The organism is Mariniflexile ostreae (assembly GCF_042427585.1).
In the GTDB taxonomy this organism is placed as follows: Bacteria; Bacteroidota; Bacteroidia; order Flavobacteriales; family Flavobacteriaceae; genus Pseudalgibacter; species Pseudalgibacter ostreae.
In genome coordinates, this window is record NZ_JBHMFC010000010.1 from 115,030 (window position 1) to 136,292 (window position 21,263).

The window sequence follows — 21,263 nt, forward strand, 5'->3', positions numbered from 1 at the left end:
ACATTTGTACCTTCAAAAAACGTAGTATGGCGAAGAATTTAGTGATAGTAGAGTCTCCTGCAAAGGCAAAAACAATAGAAAAATTTTTAGGAAAAGATTTTAAAGTAGAATCTAGCTTCGGGCACATTGCCGATTTACCCTCCAAGGAATTAGGGGTTGATGTAGAAGGTGATTTTAAACCAAAATATGAGGTATCCGTTGATAAAAAAGCGGTTGTAAAAAAACTAAAAGATTTAGCTAAAAAAGCCGATATGGTTTGGTTAGCGAGTGATGAGGATCGCGAAGGTGAAGCTATTGCATGGCATTTGGCAGAAACCCTTAAATTGGATAAAGCGAAAACAAAGCGTATTGTTTTTCATGAAATCACCAAAACAGCTATTCAAAAAGCTATTGAAAACCCAAGAGGTATAGATTATGATTTGGTAGATGCGCAGCAAGCGCGACGTGTTTTAGATAGAATTGTGGGGTACGAATTGTCTCCTGTATTATGGCGAAAAGTGAAAGGCGGATTATCGGCAGGTCGTGTGCAATCGGTTTCAGTACGTTTGATTGTTGAAAAAGAACGTGAAATTTATGAGTTTAATTCTGAAGCATCTTATAGAATTGATGCCGAGTTTTCCAATGAAGAAGGTCAGACTTTTAAAGCAAAATTACCAAAAAACTTTTCAACAAAAGAAGAGGCGCAAAGTTTTTTAGAAAAGAATATCAAAGCAGATTTTAAGGTTTCAGATTTAGAAAAGAAACCGGCTAAAAAATCACCAGCTGCACCTTTTACAACCTCTACATTACAACAAGAAGCAGCAAGAAAATTATATTTTTCGGTAAGTAAAACCATGACGATGGCTCAGCGCCTCTATGAAGCTGGTTTGATCACTTACATGAGAACAGATAGTGTCAATCTTTCAGATGAGGCCAGAAAAGGAGCTGAAGCAGAGATAAAAAATGCTTATGGAGTAAAATATAGTAAGCCAAGAAACTATAAAGGCAAGGCAAAAGGCGCACAGGAAGCGCATGAGGCGATACGACCAACCGATTTTTCAATACATGCCGTAGATATTGATAGAGATCAATCGCGGTTATACGATTTAATATGGAAACGTGCAATCGCTTCACAAATGAGTGAAGCAGAGCTGGAGCGTACCAATGTAAAAATAAGTGCCTCATCGCATAAAGAACTTTTTACAGCAAATGGTGAAGTCATTACGTTTGATGGGTTTTTAAAAGTGTATCTAGAAGGTACTGATGATGAAGATGTAGAGCAAGATGGTATGTTGCCGGCCATGAAAACCAACGAGATTTTACTTAATAATTATATTACAGCAACGGAACGGTATACACGTCCGCCAGCACGATACACAGAAGCATCTTTGGTTAAGAAGTTGGAGGAGTTAGGTATCGGTCGTCCGTCAACGTACGCACCTACTATTTCGACTATCCAGAATAGAAATTATGTTGAAAAAGGTACTGTTGAAGGACAGGAACGTAACTATGTTCAATTAACTTTAAAGAAAGGCGTTGTAAAAGATAAAACCTTAAGTGAAAAAGTTGGTTCAGATAAAGGAAAGCTAGTACCAACGGATATTGGTACTATTGTTACCGATTTTTTAGTGAATCACTTTGAGCATATTTTAGATTATAATTTCACAGCAAAAGTTGAAGCAGATTTTGATGAAATAGCAGAAGGTAGAGAAGACTGGACGAAAATGATGAAAGCCTTTTATAAAGACTTCCATCCTGTTGTGGTTGATGTTCAAGAAAATGCCGATAGAGAGTCTGGTGAACGTATTTTAGGAACCGACCCAAAGTCTGGAAAACAGGTGAGTGTGCGTTTAGGTAAGTTTGGTCCTATGGTACAAATAGGTACTGTGGATGATGAAGAGAAGCCTCAATTTGCTAGTTTAAGCCCCGATCAACAACTAAATACCATTACTTATGAAGAGGCCATGGACTTGTTTCAGCTTCCTAAAAATTTAGGCACCTATAAGGAAGAAATAGTTGAAGTGAATAATGGGCGTTTTGGACCTTATGTTAAGTTTGGAGATTCTTTTGTGTCGCTTCCAAAGGGCGTAGATCCCTTAAGTGTGGAACTCGATGATGCAATTGTTTTAATTAAAGAAAAAGAAAAAGCAGACGCTCCTATATATATGTTTCAAGACTTACCTGTTCAAAAAGGTAAAGGACGTTTTGGTCCATATATTAAATGGAACAACATGTTTATCAATGTTAATAAAAAATACGATTGGGATAATTTATCCGATGCTGATATTGTGGAATTGATAGAAACCAAAATTCAAAAAGAAATTGATAAGGTTATCCATAATTGGGAAGAGGAAGGCATTAGAGTTGAAAAAGCACGTTGGGGCAGACATAATATTATAAAAGGTAAGACCAAGATTGAATTGCCTAAAACCGTTGATGCTGCAAAGTTAACGCTTGAGGAGGTTGTTGCATTGATTGAAAAAAACGCACCCAAGAAAAAAGCAACAAAACGAAAAACAGCTACTAAGAAAAAATAACCTTGTGGGTGCTTTAAATAAAAGCAACACTTATTTATATATTGAAAACGTATAGAACGTTATTTTTATGGATTCAAAATACAGTTATCAATATATGTGCATATTTGTTTTTCATAAAAAATAAGGACAATTTATTAATTTCATGAACTTTAATTTTCTTTCTCCAGTACCAGATTCTGTCTTAGTATACAATGAGCTGCTATCGGCACAGATATTAGGCAGGAAGTTGCGCATACATTCCAAACAAGATGGTATTCCAGATTTAGAGGCTGTTAACATTGCCATTATAGGTGTTCTGGAAAATAGAAACGATGTTAATTATATAGGGGAACCCTTTAGCTTAAACGATATCCGGAAATCTTTTTATTCACTTTTTCCAGGCAGTTGGAGTACTACCGTTGCCGATTTAGGCGACATAAATAAAGGTGAAACTGTAGAAGATACATATTTCGCACTAAAAGAAGTTATTGGCATTTTGGTCAAAAAAGACATCATTCCCATTATACTGGGAGGTACACAAGATCTTACTTATGCAAATTATAGGGCTTATGATGCATTAATGCCTATGGTTAACTTGGTAAATGTAGACTGTAAGTTCGATTTTGGCGATTCTCAAAAACCGATAAAGAATAATAGTTTTGTTGGGAAAATCGTGCTAGAAGAGCCCTTTAATCTATTTAATTATGCTACTATTGGATATCAAACCTATTTTAATTCGCAAGAAGAGATAGATTTGATGGAAAAGCTATATTTTGAATCTTATAGATTAGGACAAATATCAAAAGATATTACAATTGTAGAACCTGTTTTAAGAGATGCTAATATCGTAAGTATCGATTTGTCGGCTGTAAAAGGCTCAGAGGTCAGTTCGCATCAAAAACATTCTCCAAATGGTATAGATGGCAAAGAAATATGTGCTATTGCGCGGTATGCGGGCATTAGTAATAAGGTGTCTTCTTTTGGTATTTATGAGTATAAACCTTCCATGGACGACGAGTTAACCTCGATGCTAGTAGCACAAATGATTTGGTATTTTATAGAAGGGGTTAACTACAGGGTGAAGGATGATGATTTTTCAAATGAAAACAACTATCAAAAGTTTATCACTTTGATAGATGATCAAGAATTGATTTTTTATAAAAGTATAAAAACGGGACGTTGGTGGATTGAAATCCCTTTTTTATCTGAAGTCAATAATAAATTAAAAAGACATACGTTATTACCTTGCACACATCAAGATTATATAGAAGCATGCAACAATACTATTCCAGACCGTTGGTATAAAGCCTTTCAGAAGAACTGTGTATGATAAGTAAAGTATGACTATATGGCTGATATTATCGGTAAAATGCATATTTTTTACGATGAAGCGTGTATTTTTTATAAAAAAAGTTGTTTTTTAAAATTTATATAAATATGTTTACGCTCTCAAAAAATGGAACCAAAATAATTAACCTCGAGTTTTCTATGAATATGAAGAAGTTTGTTTTATTAACCGCAGTATTACTATTGCTTGCTAGTTGTGGCTCTAAAGATAGAGGAGAGCTAGTTGGAGTGCAAGGAAAAAAATGGCACCCAGAAAAACCTTATGGAATGGAATTGATTCCAGGCGGCGCTTTTATTATGGGTAAAGCAGACGACGACCTTGCGAGTATCCACGATTCTCCTGCAAAAACAGTAACCGTAAGATCATTCTATATGGATGCTACGGAAATTACAAATAGCGAATACCGCCAATTTGTAAATTGGGTAAGGGATTCCACTATTAGAACCAAACTTGCCATTCTTGCCGATGAGGTGGGAGCTGCTCCTGGAGATGAATCAGGTATCGGGCAATTTGCTTTTGTTGATGCGAATGTAGATGAAATGAATGTGTATGAAAAATACATGTACGATAACTACACAGGCTTAGGGCCAACGGGTCACGAGGGTAGAAAGCTTAATAAAAAAGTAGACCTTATTTTTGATACCTCGAAGTATCCAGACGAGTATTATGCAGAGGTTATGGACACGATGTATATCCCATTAGCAGAATCTTATAATGGGCAGCGCACCTGGGATGTTAAGAAATTTAAGTTTCAATATACCTATATGGATATTGAAAAGGCTGCTAAAAACAGAAATTTAGAGCGTAAAGACGTTATTATAAAGGAAGAGGTGCAAGTGTACCCTGATACTACAGTATGGATTAGAGATTTTGCATATTCTTATAATGAACCCATGCATAATGATTACTTTTGGCATGATGCCTATGGGGATTATCCTGTGGTAGGGGTCACATGGCAACAAGCAAAAGCATTCTGCCAATGGCGAACCTTATGGAAAAACTCATACCAAAAATCGAAAAAAGGAGCGGCGCTAGTAAACTCTTTCAGGTTACCATCAGAATCTGAATGGGAATATGCTGCAAGAGGTGGATTGCAAGCAGCAACCTACCCATGGGGTGGCCCTTACACAAAAAGCGATAGAGGTTGCTTTATGGCCAACTTTAAGCCTGTACGAGGTGATTATGCAGCAGATCAAGCTCTGTATACCGTTGAGGCTAAGTCTTATGATCCAAACGATTACAATTTATATAACATGGCAGGAAATGTGGCAGAATGGGTAAATGCTTCTTATGATCCTTCATCTTACGAATATATTTCAACAATAAACCCGTCTGTTAACGACGCAAGTAACCAACGTAAAGTAGTAAGGGGAGGTTCTTGGAAGGACGTTGCGTACTTCTTGCAAGTTAGTACCAGAGATTACGAATATGCAGATTCTGCAAGAAGTTATATCGGATTTAGAACTGTTCAAGATTACATGGGGACACAAGTAACAGCAAGTGGCAGTGGTCGATAAACCGTATTGAGAATCGCATTATATTAATAATAAATAACCATTCAATTAACCTACTTAAGTATGTAATGTACTTATATTTTTAAAAAACCGAAAATTATGGCAGTATTAAGCAAAAAAGTCATGAATATGGCTTACGGATTAGGAGCATCTATTGTAATCATTGGAGCTTTATTTAAAATCACGCATTATGAAATTGGATTTTTAACAGGTAACGTCATGTTAACGCTTGGTCTTGTAACCGAAGCCATTATCTTTGCATTATCAGCATTTGAACCTGTGGATGGCGAATTAGATTGGGCCTTAGTGTATCCAGAACTGGCAGGAGGCGTGGCGTCGTCTAAAGAGAAAAACAATAGTCCTAAAGAAGCAGAGGGGCTGTTATCTAAAAAATTAGACGAGTTATTAAAAGAAGCTAAAATTGATAGTGAATTGCTAAGTAGCTTAGGGGATAGTATCAAAAATTTTGAGGGTGCAGCAAGAGGAATTTCACCAACTGTAGATGCTATTCAGTCTACAAAAAAATATGGCGAAGAACTATCTTTGGCCGCCGCACAAATGGAATCTTTAAACAGTTTGTATAAAGTACAATTGGAAAGCATAAACAAACAAGCTACAATTAATGAGGAGTCTGTAGAAAATGCTGCGAAATTAAAAGAACAAATGCAATACTTAGCATCAAACCTGTCTTCTTTAAATGGCGTTTATGGGGGTATGTTGTCTGCAATGAACAAAAACTAGTTAGGGGGTTTATCTCAAATTATTAATTAACCAAAAACCTAATTAAATATGGCAGGAGGAAATTTATCACCTAGACAGAAAATGATCAACTTGATGTATTTAATATTTATAGCGATGCTCGCGTTAAATATGTCAAAAGAAGTGCTTTCAGCATTTGGATTAATGAATGAAAAGCTTACAGAATCTAATGAAGCTGCAACTTCAAGAAACTTGAGTTTTATGGCTGGATTGGAGCAGAAGGCTTCAGAGCAACCAGAAAAATATCAGCCTTTAAAATCTAAAGCAGATCAAATACATGTTTTAGCAAGTAATTTTGATAAGTATTTAGAGGATTTAAAAGCTAAAATGACAGAGAAAATCGAAAATCCTAGAGATTATGAAATCATGGATACAGGCGATTATCTAGATAATAATTTCTTTAAAGGGAGTAAGCTTAAACCAGAGGGCGAAGAGTTTTTAAATCAAATCAATACATTTAAAAATGGTGTTGCCGAAATTCTATCTGATGAGAAAGGCATGCAAAATGTTGTAAAAGATGTTAAAAAGAAATTTGGTACAGAACCTGAAGTTAATAGAGATGGTGTTAAAATAGATTGGTTGGATTACCATTATAAAGGGTTTCCTTTGGTAGCTTCATTAACGAAAATGACGCAATTACAATCCGATATTAAAACCACTGAGTCTGAAGTGTTATCTAATATGATGCAGGGTACGCTTTCTAGTGAAGTGTCCATGACAAACTACACCACGTTAATGGAAACCTCAAAATCGGCTTACTTTAACAATGAGCAATTTGATGGGGAAATTGTTTTAGGCCGTAAAGATACGTCCACCAAGCCAAATAGAGTAGAATTGACATTGGATGGCAGAGCGCTTACAGAAGATCAATATGCTATTGAAGATGGTAAAGTAAAACTTAAAATCAATACTGGTGGTGTAGGAGAGCATAAGATTGAAGGTAATTTGATTTTCTTGGAAGATGGTGTAGAAACCTTAGTGCCGGTTAATCAATCATTCGCAACAGTAGCTAAACCAAACTCGGCTACAATCTCTGCAGACAAAATGAATGTGGTGTATCGTGGTGTCGATAACCCTATGACTATTTCATTTGCTGGAATAGCAGATAATAATGTAAGTGCTTCTGCTCCAGGTTTAAGAAGGGTTAGTGGTAGTAAATACATGATGAATGCAACTACTATTAAAGGAAGGGAAGTGACTATTAATGTTACTGGTAAAATAGAAGGGACATCCGTAGGCGATAGGGCAACTTTCAGAATTAAAGATTTACCAAAACCAACAGGTACAGTAAGAGGTGAAGACGGCACGGTTAAGATGCAACGAAAAAGCCTTGAGATCTCTACGGTTGGTGCTAAATTTGATGATTTCGATTTTGAATTGGCTTTAAATGTTACAGGATTTAAGTTTAAAGTGTCTGGACAACCAACAGTTGAGATAAATGGAAATAAATTAGACAGCAGAGCGAAACAAGTGTTGAGTAAAGCAAAACGTGGATCGGATGTTCAAATATTTGATATTGAAGCTAGATCTAGTGGTGTAAGTGTGATCCTTAAGAAGGTGTCTCCTGTGTTTATTGAGCTTACAGACTAGAGTTAGGGAATAAATGATATTACATCGCAGTCAACCTAATAATTTAAAAAGTATTAAAGAGATGAAATTAAAAAGTTTTTTATTAATCCTTGCAACGGTTTGTTCAGTGGTTACTTCGTTTGCGCAAGCTAATATTTTAAATGCTAAAAGCCCTGATGAAATTGGGGTTAGAACAGATGCGCAAAAAGCAATCGATAACGATAAACCTCTTGAATATGGTTATGTTGACGATAGGGATATTCTTTTTTCTAAAATAGTTTGGGAAAAGATAGTATTAGATGAACGCGCAAATTTCCCACTTTACTATCCTATTGACACCAATAATATAGGTAGCAACAGACGCTCGTTGTACGATGTACTGATGAAAAGTATAAAATCGAATAAAATAAAAAACATTTATGATGATTCTTATTTCAGCTCAAAAAGAACTTTAAAGGATATTGAAGCGTCTTTAAGTAAAGTGGATACCACAGAGATGGGGATTGAACAGCTAAATGCTGGAGAAAATCTATCTGCAGAGTATATCGATAGAAGAGATATCACAGCAGCAGATATCCAAGAGTATCATATTAAAGGACTTTGGTATTTTGACAAGCGCCAAGCTGAGCTTAAATACAGGTTATTGGGTATAGCTCCAGTAGCTCCAGATGTAAACTTTATCGATACAGAACAGCCCGATTTGGTAGAGCTTTTTTGGGTGTTTTTCCCAGATGCTAGAGAGGTGTTGCACGAGGCTAAATCATTTAATAATCAGAATAGCAGTATGCCTTTTTCTTTCGATCATATATTGAATTCTAGACGGTTCCATGGCTATATATATAAAGAAGAAAATGTTCAAGGGGATAGAACGATTACAGAGTATGTTTCACAAAACTCATTGATGCAATTGTTGGAGTCTGAAAGGATTAAAGACAAAATTAGAGACTTTGAACTGGATATGTGGACATATTAGATCTTGCATAACTTTTATAATACTTAAAACGCCCGCCCTTTTAGCGGGCGTTTTTACATTTAATGCATACCATAGAAACTTTTTTATCTTTCTTGTGCATGTGGAAATCTGCTTTCTCGTTATCTTCGCCGTATTATGGAAGTAGATTATATAATTATAGGGAACGGTTTAGCTGGCATTAGCTTTTGTGAGCAGTTAAAAGCCCAGAAAAAAACCTTTGTCGTATTTGATAATAACTCACAACAATCCTCTGTGGTTGCTGGTGGTCTTTATAATCCCGTTGTACTAAAACGGTTTACGCCTGTTTGGAAAAGTGATGAGCAATTGCAAATGGCATTAACTATGTATCAAAGCTTAGAACAAGAGCTTGGAGTTCAATTGGACTATAAAGTTCCTGTAAGAAGAAAATTTACATCTGTTGAAGAACAAAATGACTGGTTTACAGCTTCCGATAAACCAATACTCCATAAATACCTTAGACCGAAAATCATAAAAAACGTAAATAATGCGATAAACGCTCCATTCGGCCTTGGAGAAGTGCTTCAAACAGGAAGGCTTGATGTTAAAACCTTAATAGACCATTATAGAGCGGCTCTTTTGCTAAAAAACATATGTATTGAAGAGGCTTTTCAATATGAGTTATTGCAAATCCATCATAACAAGGTTCAATACCAAAACATTATTGCGACATACATTGTTTTTGCAGAAGGCTTTGGTATTACGCAAAACCCCTTTTTTAACGATTTGCCTTTAGTGCCAACAAAGGGGGAGTTGCTTACCATTTATGCTCCAGACTTGAAAATAGATTATGTATTGAAAGGACCTGTTTTTTTAATTCCTTTAGGAAATGATTTGTATAGTGTTGGAGCAACTTATGAATGGGAAGATACCACACATAATATAACAGAAAAGGGCAAAATTGAGCTTTTAGAAAAGCTTAAAACACTTATTACCTGTTCTTTTAAAATCATAGGACAAGTGGCAGGTATACGGCCCACTGTAAAAGACAGACGTCCTTTGGTTGGACAGCATGAAATCCATAAAAACATGTTCGTGCTTAACGGATTAGGTACTCGGGGTGTTATGATAGGTCCTTATGTGGCAACACAACTTTTTAATCTCATTGAAAATAAAGAGCCTCTTGATAAAGAAATTGATAGCTCGCGTTTTAGTAAAGCTTAGTAATTAAAGGTTTTGTCTTTTAGCAAATGTTTTATCATAATGTATAAAAAAGTTAATCCAAATTGTTCTGGAAAGCCTTAGAATTATAGGCATAAAAACCACTAGTGTTGCAGATATGGCGATAAATACAACATTAATGTCTGCTTTAAATATAAAAAAGCTAATAACAAAGGCAGCCACAGCAAAAGCAATACCCACTGCATAACTTACATACATGGATCCAAAGAAAAAAGAAGGTTCCATTTTGTATTTTGTGTTACAGTTGCTGCACCTTTCGTGCATGCTTAAAGCCTCTGAAAGGATGTATGGGTTTTTATTCTTAAACATACTCTCTTCATGGCATTTTGGACAAGCACCTGTAATAATACTATATAATTTCGTTCCTTTTTTAAACATATAATTTAATGTACTTTTGCACTTTCAATTAAAAAAAAATACGTTAACAATCCGTTTTTCGGTATTTCTGCTGAATGTGCTTTTGCAACAGCGAAAAACAGTCTTACAAAACTAAGTTTTATAATATTAATTCTTAGTAACAATAGTTATAAATTTATGATGAACATTCACAATTTATCGATTTCATTCCAAGGAGAATACCTGTTTGAAGATATTACTTTTAAACTTAGTAATGGCGATAGAATTGGGCTTATTGGAAAAAATGGAGCAGGAAAATCGACTATGCTTAAAATTTTATCTAAAGAGATGGAACCCGATACGGGGCAAATAGCAGCGGATAAAGAATTGAAAATAGGATTTCTTAAACAAGATATTGATTTTGTTTTAGGCAGAACGGTTTTGGAGGAAGCTTATGAAGCCTTTACTGAGATTAAACTGTTAGAAGCCCAAATAGACCAGGTAAACGCCCAGCTAGCCGAACGAACCGATTATGAAAGCGATGGGTATCATCAGTTGATGGTGGATATAAACGATGTTCAACATCAGTATGAAATTTTAGGCGGTTATAATTACCAAGGAGAAACCGAAAAGATACTTCAGGGATTGGGGTTTCAGCGTAAAGATTTTAATAAACTTACTGATACATTCTCAGGGGGATGGCGTATGCGTATAGAGCTAGCAAAATTACTGCTCCAAAACAATGATGTATTACTCCTGGATGAGCCTACCAATCACTTGGATATAGAGTCTATTATATGGCTGGAAGGGTTTTTAAGGAATTATGCCGGAGCAGTGGCTATTGTTTCTCACGATAAAATGTTTTTGGATAATGTTACCAATAGAACGATTGAAATTTCTTTAGGACGAATTTATGATTATCCTAAGCCATACTCTAAGTATTTGGTACTTCGTGAAGAGCTTAGGGGACAACAATTGGCTTCTCAAAAAAATCAACAAAAGCAAATTGAACAAACAGAGAAACTGATTGAGAAATTTCGTGCCAAAGCATCAAAGGCCACAATGGCACAGTCGCTTATAAAGAAACTCGATAAAATTGATAGAATTGAAGTTGATGAGGACGATAATAGTGTCATGACCTTAAATTTTCCGGTATCTATTACTCCAGGGAAGGTGGTTGTAGAAGCTGAAAATCTTTCAAAAAGCTATGGTAAAAACCAAGTGTTAAAAGATGTAGAATTACTTATAGAGCGTGATAGTAAAACGGCCTTTGTTGGTCAAAACGGACAAGGTAAATCTACTTTGGCAAAAATTATTGTTGGCGATATAAAGTGTGAAGGTACTTTAAAGCTCGGACATAATGTGCAGATAGGGTATTTTGCACAAAATCAAGCCGAGTATTTAGATGGAAATAAAACGGTACATGATACTATGATAGACGCTGCGAATGAAACAAATAGAAGTAAGGTTAGGGACATTTTGGGGTCGTTTTTATTTCGAGGGGACGAGGTTGATAAGTATGTAAAGGTATTGTCTGGAGGTGAGCGTAACCGTTTGGCTTTGGCGAAACTTATGTTACAGCCCTTTAATGTGCTAATTATGGATGAGCCTACCAATCACTTGGATATTAAATCTAAAAATGTATTAAAAGAAGCTCTAAAGCGTTTTCAGGGCACTTTAATATTAGTGTCGCATGACCGTGATTTTCTTCAAGGACTTACAAGTAGTGTTTATGAGTTTAAAGACCATAAAATAAGAGAGTATTTAGGCGATATCGATTTTTATTTGGAACAGCGAAAGGTGGAAAACTTGCGTGAGGTAGAAAAGCGTACTATAATAAAAGAAGTTCCTAAAGAAAAAAAGCAGCAGTCTTATGATGACCAAAAAAAGTTAAAATCTTTAAACAATAAGTTGAGTAATGTAGAGTCTAAGATTAATCAATTAGAACGTGAAATTAAAGCACATGATTTAGAGCTTGAATCTCACTATGACGAGACTGCATCAAAGCCAGGTTTTTTTGATCTTTACCAAAAAAAGAAATTGGATTTAGATGAATGTATGAAAAAATGGGAAATCATTCAAACGGAAATAGAACAGTTTAACGAGTAGCATGTGTTAAAACATGTTGCTTTTCGTCGAATAAAATAGTTTTTCGTCTGGTTTTAATTTATTTTCGTGAGATAATTAACCAAAACCAATTAAGATGAAGACCTTGAAATTGATGTTCTTTTTTTGTTTAATAACCGCCTATTCTTTTGCAAATGTTTCTCCTAGCGAAAAAGAAGCACTATTGGTACTGTACAATGCTACCAATGGGTCTGAATGGAATACTACATGGAATATTAAAGCGCCTATTGAAACTTGGCATGGTCTTAAAATAGAAAAAGGGAGAGTTGTAGAGGTCAATTTACCCTTTAATAACCTAGAAGGTACTTTGCCTCAGGAAATAGGGAATCTTGTTTATTTGAAAAAAATAAACCTGGGATTTAATAAATTAGGTGGAACGCTACCGGCTACTCTCGCGAATTTGAAAGACTTAATTTCTTTAGAGTTATTTATGAATAAATTTGAAGGGCCTATTCCTTCGGAGTTAGGGGCATTAAAAAAACTAAAATGTTTAAAGTTATACAGTAATAGTTTAACGGGTGATATTCCTTCTTCTTTAATGCAACTTAGTAAATTAGAAGAACTTTTATTAGGAAGCAACTTTCTTACGGGGCCCATTCCAAGTGAAATCTATGCTTTAAAAGAATTAAAAAAATTAAGTTTAATGGATAACAGAATGGATGGCGTTATTCCTGTTGAAATTGCACAACTATCAAGGCTTGAAGAACTTTTGTTATCCAGCAATCAGTTTATAGGGGAGGTTCCTATGGAGCTTCTAAATTTAAAAAACTTAAATACTATGATGGTGAGCGACAATAATTTAAATCAAGACTATACGAGTGTTTCTGTTAAAAATCCTTCAAAAGGATTAAGGCTTTTAGATATACAAAGTACTGCAGCAAGCATAGATATAGAAAAAGAGTGATTTTAAATGTTATTTTAATTTGAAAAAGCAATACGTTTATGTATTGCTTTTTTTTTATATTTGACTTTATGAAAGAACATTTTTTTACTTGCCCGCATTGTTGGGAAAACATTTCTATGCTTTTAGATAGTTCTGTTTTCGAGCAGTGTTATATCGAAGATTGTGAGGTGTGTTGTAATCCTATTCAGGTGTCTGCACAATTTTTTAACTCGGAACTTGTGAGTTTTGAGGCAGTTACAATTGGTTGATATTTTTTTTTAATTTTATTGTTGTAAAAGTCAAAAAGAGTTGTATCTTTGCAGTCCCAAACAATTAGTTCGGCATTATGAACCGAAAAGTTAAAAGCTAAAAAATTGTTTAAAACCAAATATCGCGGGATAGAGCAGTAGGTAGCTCGTCGGGCTCATAACCCGAAGGTCACTGGTTCGAGTCCAGTTCCCGCTACTAGGAAAGGCAAGGCTTCACAGAAATGTGAAGCCTTTTTTAATTTCATATAGTACAGAATAAGTACAGAATCAAAGCTTTTTCGATTTGATATTTATTTTGAATCCAAATGATATTATTTTTTAGCAAGAAATAGTATTTTTCATTAATTTCATTTCTAGGAATACCTAAAATAATCGCTAGTTGTTGCCACAGACCTGTATTCTGTTCAATCGTAATCAAGAAAGAGGAAAAGTTTAGCAGGAATGTTCAACTTGTTTTCAATCCTCAATACAACTTTAACACAACTTATAAATCCATTCAAAATTTTTTAAAACTAATCTGAGGGCGATATGAAATTAGAAAACCGCTTAAGTGTGTTTTAAATGAATACATTTTTATAAGCATTAGAAGCTTATGCAACAACTACCTGAATTGACTGTAACTTTTATTCTATATGCTTTTTGAAAATACTTGTTGCAATATGGCCACCAAAACCGAAAGTATTACTCATTGCGAAGTTTATTTGTTTTTTTTGTGACTGGTGCAAAGTCAGGTTAAATAAGTCCTTAAATTCGGGCTCAATATCTATAGAATTGATTGTTGGTGGAACAATATCACTCTGAATAGCTTTAATACAAGCAATCGCTTCAATAGCGCCAGCGGCACCTAACAAGTGACCTGTCATTGATTTTGTAGCGCTAATGCTTACTTTACTTTGTCTTCCGAAAACCCGTTCTATCGCTTTTAACTCGCTAGCGTCTCCTTGTGGTGTTGATGTAGCGTGTGTATTTAAATAATCAATTTCATTGGCAGAAATATGGGCATCTTCCAAGGCAGCCATCATTCCCAAATATGCTCCTTCACCTTCGGGGTGGGTTCCTGTAAGATGATAGGCGTCTGCTGCCATACCACCACCAGCAATTTCCGCAATAATTGGTGCATTTCGTTTTATGGCGTGTTCATAGCTTTCCAAAATGATAGCACCTGCTCCTTCTCCCATTACAAAACCGTCCCTATTTATATCAAACGGACGAGAAGCAATTTGTGGATTTTTGTTTTGCGTCGATAATGCTCTAGAAGCATTGAAACCACCTATAGAACTTTCGGTTATTGATGCTTCTGAACCGCCTGTTATTATCATATCTGCTTTTCCCCAACGTATATAATTAAAAGCATCAATAATAGCGGTATTTGAAGTAGCACAAGCAGAAACAGTTGTGAAATTTATTCCACGAAGTCCATATTTTATAGAAATGATACCCGAAGCAATATCAACAATCATTTTCGGAATAAAGAACGGATTGAAACTGGGTCTACCCTCTCCTTGTGCAAATTCAGTTATCTGTTGTTGAAATGTGCTAATACCACCAATTCCCGATCCCCAAATAACACCAATCTTATTCTTGTTCAATTCTTCAAAATTGATATGTGCATTTTTAATAGCTTCTTCAACTGAAATTAAAGCGTATTGAGTAAACAAATCATATTTTCTTGCTTCTGCTTTTTCAATATGGTCTAGTGGGTCGAAGTCTTTGAGCTCACAAGCAAATTTTGTTTTGAATTTACTAGCATCAAATCTTGTGATAGCTCTCGCACCGCTCCTCCCTTCAAGTAATGATTTCCAAAAATCATTTACATTATTTCCTATTGGCGTTAATGCGCCCAATCCAGTGATGACTACTCGTTTCATTCTAACTATTGTATTAAATTATTTATGATATTTTCTTTAATATTCCGAAAATCGTGTTGATAAGTAACTCGTGATAATTGTTCTGCACCAAGTATATTAGTAATGATCATAAGTGCTTTGTTTCTATCTGACATTTTATATTGAAAAACCCCCTCTTTTTTACCCTCTTTTAATGTACTTGTAAGCCAATTAAGAGTATTGTCTGTTAGTATCTTCAATGCTGTTTGTACTTCTGGTTCAAATGTGAAATAGTCATTTGCTAGTGAACCTAAAATGCTGATTTTTCCATCAGCTTTGGCCATTGTATAAACCGAGAGAAACTTTATGATTTTTTGAATCGAATCTAGGTCCGTTACATTTTGTTTGAATTTCTCCAGAAGTATATGATGTTTCTGAATTACAGCCATTACTAAAGTGGTTTTGGTGGGGAAATGATAATGAATAGAGGCATTCTTTATATTTAACTCTTTAGATATATCACTAAAACTAAATGCATTACAACCTCTTTTTCTTATTAGATCATCTCCAATTGAAATAATTTTATCTCTTGTATTCATATTGCAAATATATATACCTACTAATAGGTAGGCAAATTATTTAACTTTTTTAATTTGATATTGAAAAGTTTATGATGAGACGGGGGTATATATCCAATTTAAATAAGGCTCAAAGGTCTCAATTATATCCATTGATAATGTATATAAAAAATAGCCAATACGCTTCACTCAGCACATTCCCTCCATTCCGCGAAAGGCTACATTCTGGGCAAAGAGCTTCCCTTAAAAGTCTTGGACACCATCCCCAATTTCTCCTTTCCATTTAGGTAACCCTTTCCGATACTCTTGAAAGGAACACTACATTTCCAATCCGAAATCGTGAACGGAGTCCGCTCCATCGGAATTCCATTAATTCATTTGGTGCCGCTTCCTATGTATTAGTACTTCACAAAAGCCTTTAGACCTACTCCCGCACCCTCACTGTCCATCCCTTTTTTTGACAGCAAAATACCAACATTGGGAAGTTGAACGGACTGCATAACCGGTCGTGCCTCCCTTTTATAAGTCCTTATCAATTCCAAATATTGAAACTGTATCAGCAACAAAAAAAGGTAACAGCGAGGGCGCTATGGGAAGTAAATCTAAAATGAATCTTATGAAATCGTACAAAAACATCAAAAAGGAAGCGGCACCAAAAAAAAACAAAAAAGGAAAACGCTCAAGATATAATAAGTAAATCACTTCAAAAAAATAGAAACGCATACTGTCTGAATGGTTCGGACAGCATTATTAACCTTTAAATATTTTATTATGAGTACTTTAAAAAATCACGTACAGTTAATCGGAAACGTTGGACAGGAACCAACCATTACCAACCTTGAAAGCGGTAAAAAAGTAGCCCGTTTTTCACTTGCCACAAACGAGTATTACAAAGATTCCAAAGGCGAAAAAGCACAAACTACAGATTGGCACACGGTTGTAGCTTGGGGCAAGACTGCGGGGATTATCGAAAATTATGTAGGTAAGGGAAAGGAAATAGCCATTACGGGAAAATTAAGAACCCGCACCTATACTACCGATGACGGAAACCAACGCTATGTAACCGAAGTGGAAGCAAAGGAAGTGCTTTTACTAGGCAATAAAAGCGACAAGTAATCCTTAAAATTTAAGAGGGCGTTCCCGTGGAAAGTTGCGCCCTCTTTTAATTATTAACCCAATTAATAAGTTAACAATGAAAAGCAAAGTTAATGAAATAGCGATAAGTTACAGCGGAAGTTTAAAAGCAAATTTGCTTCCCAAGATAACCTGTTCCCAAAGTGCCGCAGATTTAGCCTTCAGCCAATGGAACAAAGAAACAATTGAACTGCACGAGACCTTTAAAATAATGTTGCTCAACAACGCCAATAAGGTAAAAGGAATATACGAAGCCTCCAACGGAGGAATTACAGGAACTTTAGTGGATGTCCGCATCCTGTTTGCCGTACTCTTAAAGAGCTTGACAACCGCAGTAATTTTACTTCACAACCACCCGAGTGGCACTTTAAAACCTAGTGAAGCGGATAAAAACCTGACCGAGAAAATTAAAAAGGCTGGGAAGCTTTTTGATATCAAGGTTTTAGACCATTTGATACTTTCCCCTGATGGCGATTATTACAGTTTTGCAGATAACGGAATCCTTTAAATTGAAAGCTATGATTTATTTAAATTTTACCGACTTGAGCGAAGAGACTCAAAACCGACTTTTGGAAGATTCTAAAAAAGATGTGGAACGAAAATTTGGGGAGGACATCCGTAAATACGTAAAAGAAAATTATACCAGTTTTGAAACGATGATCGAAGAAGAAGCATTACGGAATTTGTATTCCTACACGTTTGTATTCAATATCTAATTTTCAAAACTCACTGGGCAAACACCTCTCAAATTGTGGGGGTGTTTTTCCCTTTAATCAATTTCAATTCAATAAAAATCATTATCTTTATTTAGCTGAAATTCAGCATTCAAATTTACGTAGGGTTATCCATTTTTTTACTTTCGCCGATAACCGTACCCATCGAAATAATATATAACAGGAAATTATTTTCTTGAAAATGGCAATTGGATTTTGATCCAAATTGTACGGAATTTTGTTCGCCTGGGGCGAACGAAAAGGAGTAGCAAGAGGGTAACACGCGATGCGATGTTTAGGACTCCTTGTTGTTTTTAAATTACTGATATTCAGTATTTTAAAAAATTGTAAAATTCTCCACCTCCTACAATTTGCGACAAATGCCCTGTAAAAGCCCATTTTTAGGGAATAATTTGCGACAAATCGGCGAATTATGGACTCATTTATCGGCATCAGGTTCAAAAAGGAAACGGCAAAACGTTTTCAGGAATTTTCAAGGACACACTTCAAATCACACACCGAAGCATTGGAAACAATGCTCGACTTTTTCTTCTATAACGAGATTTCACCAAAGGAAAAATTGGGGCCTACTGGTAGGACGATCGAAGCTTCCCTAAAGAAACGTATCAATGCGGTCATCGCCATAATGCGGGATATGGAAAAGACCCAGACCAAACCCACGGTCGCAATGATAGAATCTCTTTTCCAGACCGAAGATCCCAGAAAGAAACCGTTAATATTGGAAAAGAAAACGGTCAAAGAAAAACCTAAAGTAAGATTTCAGGAAAAGCAAAACCATAATAACGAACTCTAATTTCTTGAGCTATGTATATCACAATCACACCTCAAAAACTGGGAGGAAATTATTCACAAAGTTCAGCGGATTTTGTCGGTTATCTGGAGAAAGAAAACCAAGGTTTGGAACAGGAAGAAATGGAGCACTTTTTCAATCAATATGGAGATAAGATTTCCGCTGAAGAAGTAGTGAAGGGTATCGATGGCAACGGTGCCAAACTGAAAAAGACCGAACCGAAATTCTATTCGATCACGGTCAGTCCTTCCAAATACGAACTGAACCGGTTAGAGAACAGTAGTGAAGATTTAAAAAGATACACCCGTGAACTGATGAAGGACTATGTGGCATCATTTAACCGTGAAATCAATGGAAGACCCATTAACATCGATGATATAAAATATTATGCGAAAATAGAACACCAACGAACGTTTAAGGGAACGGATTGGCAAATCAAGGAAAACCAACCTTATGCAACGAAAATCCTTCAGCTCAAAACTGAAATCAGAAATATTGAAGAAGGGCGGGCTGAAGGCAATAGCAAACATTTACAGCAAAAAATTGACCGATTGGAAAAGGAAGCACCACAACAACAGGATGGGAAACGAATTGTCCAGGGAATGCCAAAGGCGGGTAACCAAAGTCATATCCATATTATTGTCAGCAGGAAGGATGCCTCCAACACCTTCAGCCTTTCACCAGGGAGCAAGCATAAGGCATCGGAAGTCGAGATGCACGGTAAGACTATAAAACGGGGCTTTGACCGGGATCATTTTTTTGAACGTGCAGAAAAAACTTTTGACAATACCTTCGGTTACCAACGAAACTTCGCCGAGACCTACAAGGCAAGAAAGGATTTCGTCAAGAACCCGAAAATCTATTTTGCCTCGCTGATGAAATTGCCCACCAATGAAAAGACCATTGCTTTTAAACTGATGAAGGAAAGTAGTGTTCCAATGCTGCCCAGCATTCCGGTTTCTCAGGCACAACTGGCAATGAAAGTATTCAACAAATTACGCCGTGGTGTGGAAGTGGCCATTAAATCAAGTTCCATAGGCATCTAATTCGAATAACTATGTACATAGACAACCTTTTTACCGCTCTTTTAACTATTGGCTTCGCCAGTATGCTATTTTATGGAATCTATAAGATATCAAGATATGCATTTGCCCTGAACAGTCTTGTGTTATTTACGCTAGCTTATTTTTTACAGCATTGGAACGGTTTGGTTTTGGTGTTACTTAATGTGGTCTGTCCGCTTTTGCTTATCAATACGGTCTTGTATGTTTTCTTGCATAAAAAAGAAAGACCAAAAAATGGAGATCATAGGTATCAAGTCAATTTTGAAACTAACAAGGGAAACTTCAAGCTTGACAATATCAAACGTGGTGCATCCGTCATTGGTTCTGCGGGAAGCGGAAAGACCGAGAGTGTGGTGTATGGATTCCTGAAACATTTCAGGAAAGCAGGGTTTTGTGGCATCATTCACGATTACAAAGATTTTGAGCTAACGGAAATGGCGTACCCACTTTTCAAGGATGGTGATATTCCGTTTAAGGTGATTTCCTTTGATAAAACCATCCATCGAGTCAATCCCATTGCTCCACGTTATTTGGAGAACGAGGAAAGCGTAAACGAGGTTTCCCGTGTACTGATAGAGAACCTTTTGGAGCAGCGGGAATCAGGCACGACCGGAACTACTAAATTTTTTAACGATGCTGCCGAAGGTCTGATCGGGGGATTGATTTGGAAACTCAAAACGACCTACCCCCAATTCTGCACCCTTCCGCATTTGATTGCCATTTATCAATATCTGGACACCGACAGCCTGATACAGTTTCTGGAAACCAATACCACATCAAGGGCTATGGCAGATGCTTTTATAAGCGGAAAGGATTCGGAACGGCAAACTGCTGGTGTAAAAAGCACCTTGGCCAATGCCTTAAAGCGTATCAGTACACAACGGATATTTATAACGTTGTCCGCAGATGAAGTGCCATTGAATATAAATAGTAAAGAAAATGGGTGTGTGATTTCGATTGTCAATAATCCGAAGTTTGAAACTTCGTTTTCGCCTGTTATAGCAACAATCATCCATACGATTACAAAGCAAATGAGCGTCCGCAATAGCGAACCTTCATTTCTATTAATGGAAGAAGCGCCAACTATTCGTTTATTAAATATGCATCGGATTCCCGCAACATTACGGAGCTATAATATTTCTACGATCTATGTGATGCAGGATAAGATCCAGAACGATATGATGTACGGCGATAAGGCAAGCAAGGCGATATTGAGCAATCTTTCCTATCAGTTTTTTGGAAAGGTCAATGACCCGGACACGGCAAAATATTATGAACGCTTTTTTGAGATTATAAAGGATCCTACAAAGAGTGTGAGCCGTGGTCATAATCTTGATTTTGATACAAGAGTTACCACAGGGGAAAAAGAAATTCCCAAAATCAGGGCGGATGTTTTCTTTCGGTTGAAACAGGGCGAGTTTATTACGTATGCTGATGGAACTGACAAAAAAGTGCAGTTTAAATTAGCAAAGATTCAAAGGGGATTGCCGGAGGAATCGAAGCAATTTTCTCAGGCTGATTTGGAGAATAATTTTGAACGGATTTATGATGAAGCAAGGTCGATATTTGAGTAGTTAATTTAATCATTAACAGGTTTTCCAAATTTGGGACACAGTGTGTCCCAAATTAAAACTCATTTATAAGGTTGTAATCCTGTACCTTAT

General features: G+C 36.1%; 19 protein-coding genes and 1 tRNA gene. 17 read left to right on the forward strand and 3 right to left on the reverse strand.

The genetic code is table 11. The features are described from left to right. Window positions 1–26 precede the first annotated feature (26 nt). From topA to ACFFU9_RS03900, 7 genes are all read left to right on the forward strand, one after another. Window positions 27–2,516 carry a type I DNA topoisomerase gene (topA, locus tag ACFFU9_RS03870; protein WP_379860060.1) on the forward strand — a complete coding sequence of 830 codons (2,490 nt, stop codon included), beginning with the start codon at window positions 27–29 and terminating at the stop codon, window positions 2,514–2,516. A gap of 142 nt (window positions 2,517–2,658) precedes the next feature. Then, window positions 2,659–3,825: a formimidoylglutamase gene (locus ACFFU9_RS03875; protein WP_379860061.1), complete on the forward strand. Its 1,167-nt coding sequence runs from the start codon at window positions 2,659–2,661 to the stop codon at window positions 3,823–3,825. A 164-nt stretch (window positions 3,826–3,989) separates the two neighbouring features. Then, on the forward strand, window positions 3,990–5,360 hold the full coding sequence (porK, locus tag ACFFU9_RS03880; protein ID WP_446685828.1) for a T9SS ring complex lipoprotein PorK/GldK: 1,371 nt from the start codon (window positions 3,990–3,992) through the stop codon (window positions 5,358–5,360). Window positions 5,361–5,456: 96 nt separating this feature from the next. Then, window positions 5,457–6,098: a type IX secretion system motor protein PorL/GldL gene (gene porL, locus ACFFU9_RS03885; RefSeq protein WP_379860063.1), complete on the forward strand. Its 642-nt coding sequence runs from the start codon at window positions 5,457–5,459 to the stop codon at window positions 6,096–6,098. A gap of 48 nt (window positions 6,099–6,146) precedes the next feature. Next, window positions 6,147–7,706, forward strand: coding sequence for a type IX secretion system motor protein PorM/GldM (gene porM / locus ACFFU9_RS03890; protein WP_379860064.1), 1,560 nt, complete (start codon window positions 6,147–6,149; stop codon window positions 7,704–7,706). A gap of 61 nt (window positions 7,707–7,767) precedes the next feature. Next, window positions 7,768–8,658: a type IX secretion system ring subunit PorN/GldN gene (gene porN, locus ACFFU9_RS03895; protein ID WP_379860065.1), complete on the forward strand. Its 891-nt coding sequence runs from the start codon at window positions 7,768–7,770 to the stop codon at window positions 8,656–8,658. A gap of 135 nt (window positions 8,659–8,793) precedes the next feature. Further along, complete coding sequence (locus tag ACFFU9_RS03900) at window positions 8,794–9,840, forward strand: NAD(P)/FAD-dependent oxidoreductase (RefSeq protein ID WP_379860066.1); 1,047 nt, start codon at window positions 8,794–8,796, stop codon at window positions 9,838–9,840. A 3-nt stretch (window positions 9,841–9,843) separates the two neighbouring features. Here the strand turns inward: ACFFU9_RS03900 and ACFFU9_RS03905 are convergent, their stop codons facing one another. Next, window positions 9,844–10,236 (reverse strand): DUF983 domain-containing protein, encoded by a 393-nt coding sequence (locus ACFFU9_RS03905; RefSeq protein WP_379860067.1) that lies wholly within the window; start codon window positions 10,234–10,236, stop codon window positions 9,844–9,846. A 156-nt stretch (window positions 10,237–10,392) separates the two neighbouring features. Here ACFFU9_RS03905 and ACFFU9_RS03910 point away from each other — a divergent pair, with 156 nt between their 5' ends. The 4 genes from ACFFU9_RS03910 (at window position 10,393) to ACFFU9_RS03925 (ending at window position 13,669) form a co-directional block, all read left to right on the forward strand. After that, window positions 10,393–12,303 carry an ABC transporter ATP-binding protein gene (locus ACFFU9_RS03910; protein WP_379860068.1) on the forward strand — a complete coding sequence of 637 codons (1,911 nt, stop codon included), beginning with the start codon at window positions 10,393–10,395 and terminating at the stop codon, window positions 12,301–12,303. Between the two features lie 94 nt (window positions 12,304–12,397). Beyond that, window positions 12,398–13,225: a Two component regulator three Y domain protein gene (locus ACFFU9_RS03915; protein WP_379860069.1), complete on the forward strand. Its 828-nt coding sequence runs from the start codon at window positions 12,398–12,400 to the stop codon at window positions 13,223–13,225. Window positions 13,226–13,293: 68 nt separating this feature from the next. Continuing rightward, window positions 13,294–13,473, forward strand: coding sequence for a CPXCG motif-containing cysteine-rich protein (locus ACFFU9_RS03920; protein WP_379860070.1), 180 nt, complete (start codon window positions 13,294–13,296; stop codon window positions 13,471–13,473). A 123-nt stretch (window positions 13,474–13,596) separates the two neighbouring features. Further along, window positions 13,597–13,669: transfer RNA gene (locus ACFFU9_RS03925), tRNA-Met, on the forward strand. Between the two features lie 427 nt (window positions 13,670–14,096). On the opposite strand, the gene fabF is transcribed toward ACFFU9_RS03925, so the two are convergent. Both fabF and ACFFU9_RS03935 read right to left on the reverse strand, forming a co-directional pair. Continuing rightward, window positions 14,097–15,341, reverse strand: coding sequence for a beta-ketoacyl-ACP synthase II (gene fabF, locus ACFFU9_RS03930; RefSeq protein ID WP_379860071.1), 1,245 nt, complete (start codon window positions 15,339–15,341; stop codon window positions 14,097–14,099). A 5-nt stretch (window positions 15,342–15,346) separates the two neighbouring features. Beyond that, on the reverse strand, window positions 15,347–15,898 hold the full coding sequence (locus ACFFU9_RS03935; protein ID WP_379860072.1) for a TetR/AcrR family transcriptional regulator: 552 nt from the start codon (window positions 15,896–15,898) through the stop codon (window positions 15,347–15,349). Window positions 15,899–16,648: 750 nt separating this feature from the next. Here ACFFU9_RS03935 and ACFFU9_RS03940 point away from each other — a divergent pair. The 6 genes from ACFFU9_RS03940 to ACFFU9_RS03965 all read left to right on the forward strand — a co-directional run bounded on the left by ACFFU9_RS03940 (window position 16,649) and on the right by ACFFU9_RS03965 (window position 21,173). Then, on the forward strand, window positions 16,649–16,993 hold the full coding sequence (locus tag ACFFU9_RS03940) for a single-stranded DNA-binding protein (protein ID WP_379860073.1): 345 nt from the start codon (window positions 16,649–16,651) through the stop codon (window positions 16,991–16,993). Between the two features lie 76 nt (window positions 16,994–17,069). Further along, a complete protein-coding gene (locus ACFFU9_RS03945) occupies window positions 17,070–17,519 on the forward strand; it encodes a JAB domain-containing protein (RefSeq protein WP_379860074.1) in 450 nt (149 codons plus the stop codon). Window positions 17,520–17,529: 10 nt separating this feature from the next. After that, window positions 17,530–17,727: a hypothetical protein gene (locus ACFFU9_RS03950; protein ID WP_379860075.1), complete on the forward strand. Its 198-nt coding sequence runs from the start codon at window positions 17,530–17,532 to the stop codon at window positions 17,725–17,727. A 430-nt stretch (window positions 17,728–18,157) separates the two neighbouring features. Further along, window positions 18,158–18,538 (forward strand): BfmA/BtgA family mobilization protein, encoded by a 381-nt coding sequence (locus ACFFU9_RS03955; RefSeq protein WP_379860076.1) that lies wholly within the window; start codon window positions 18,158–18,160, stop codon window positions 18,536–18,538. A gap of 11 nt (window positions 18,539–18,549) precedes the next feature. Then, on the forward strand, window positions 18,550–19,581 hold the full coding sequence (mobB, locus tag ACFFU9_RS03960) for a MobB family relaxase (RefSeq protein WP_379860077.1): 1,032 nt from the start codon (window positions 18,550–18,552) through the stop codon (window positions 19,579–19,581). 11 nt (window positions 19,582–19,592) lie between these two features. Continuing rightward, complete coding sequence (locus ACFFU9_RS03965; RefSeq protein ID WP_379860078.1) at window positions 19,593–21,173, forward strand: type IV secretory system conjugative DNA transfer family protein; 1,581 nt, start codon at window positions 19,593–19,595, stop codon at window positions 21,171–21,173. Window positions 21,174–21,263: the final 90 nt, after the last annotated feature.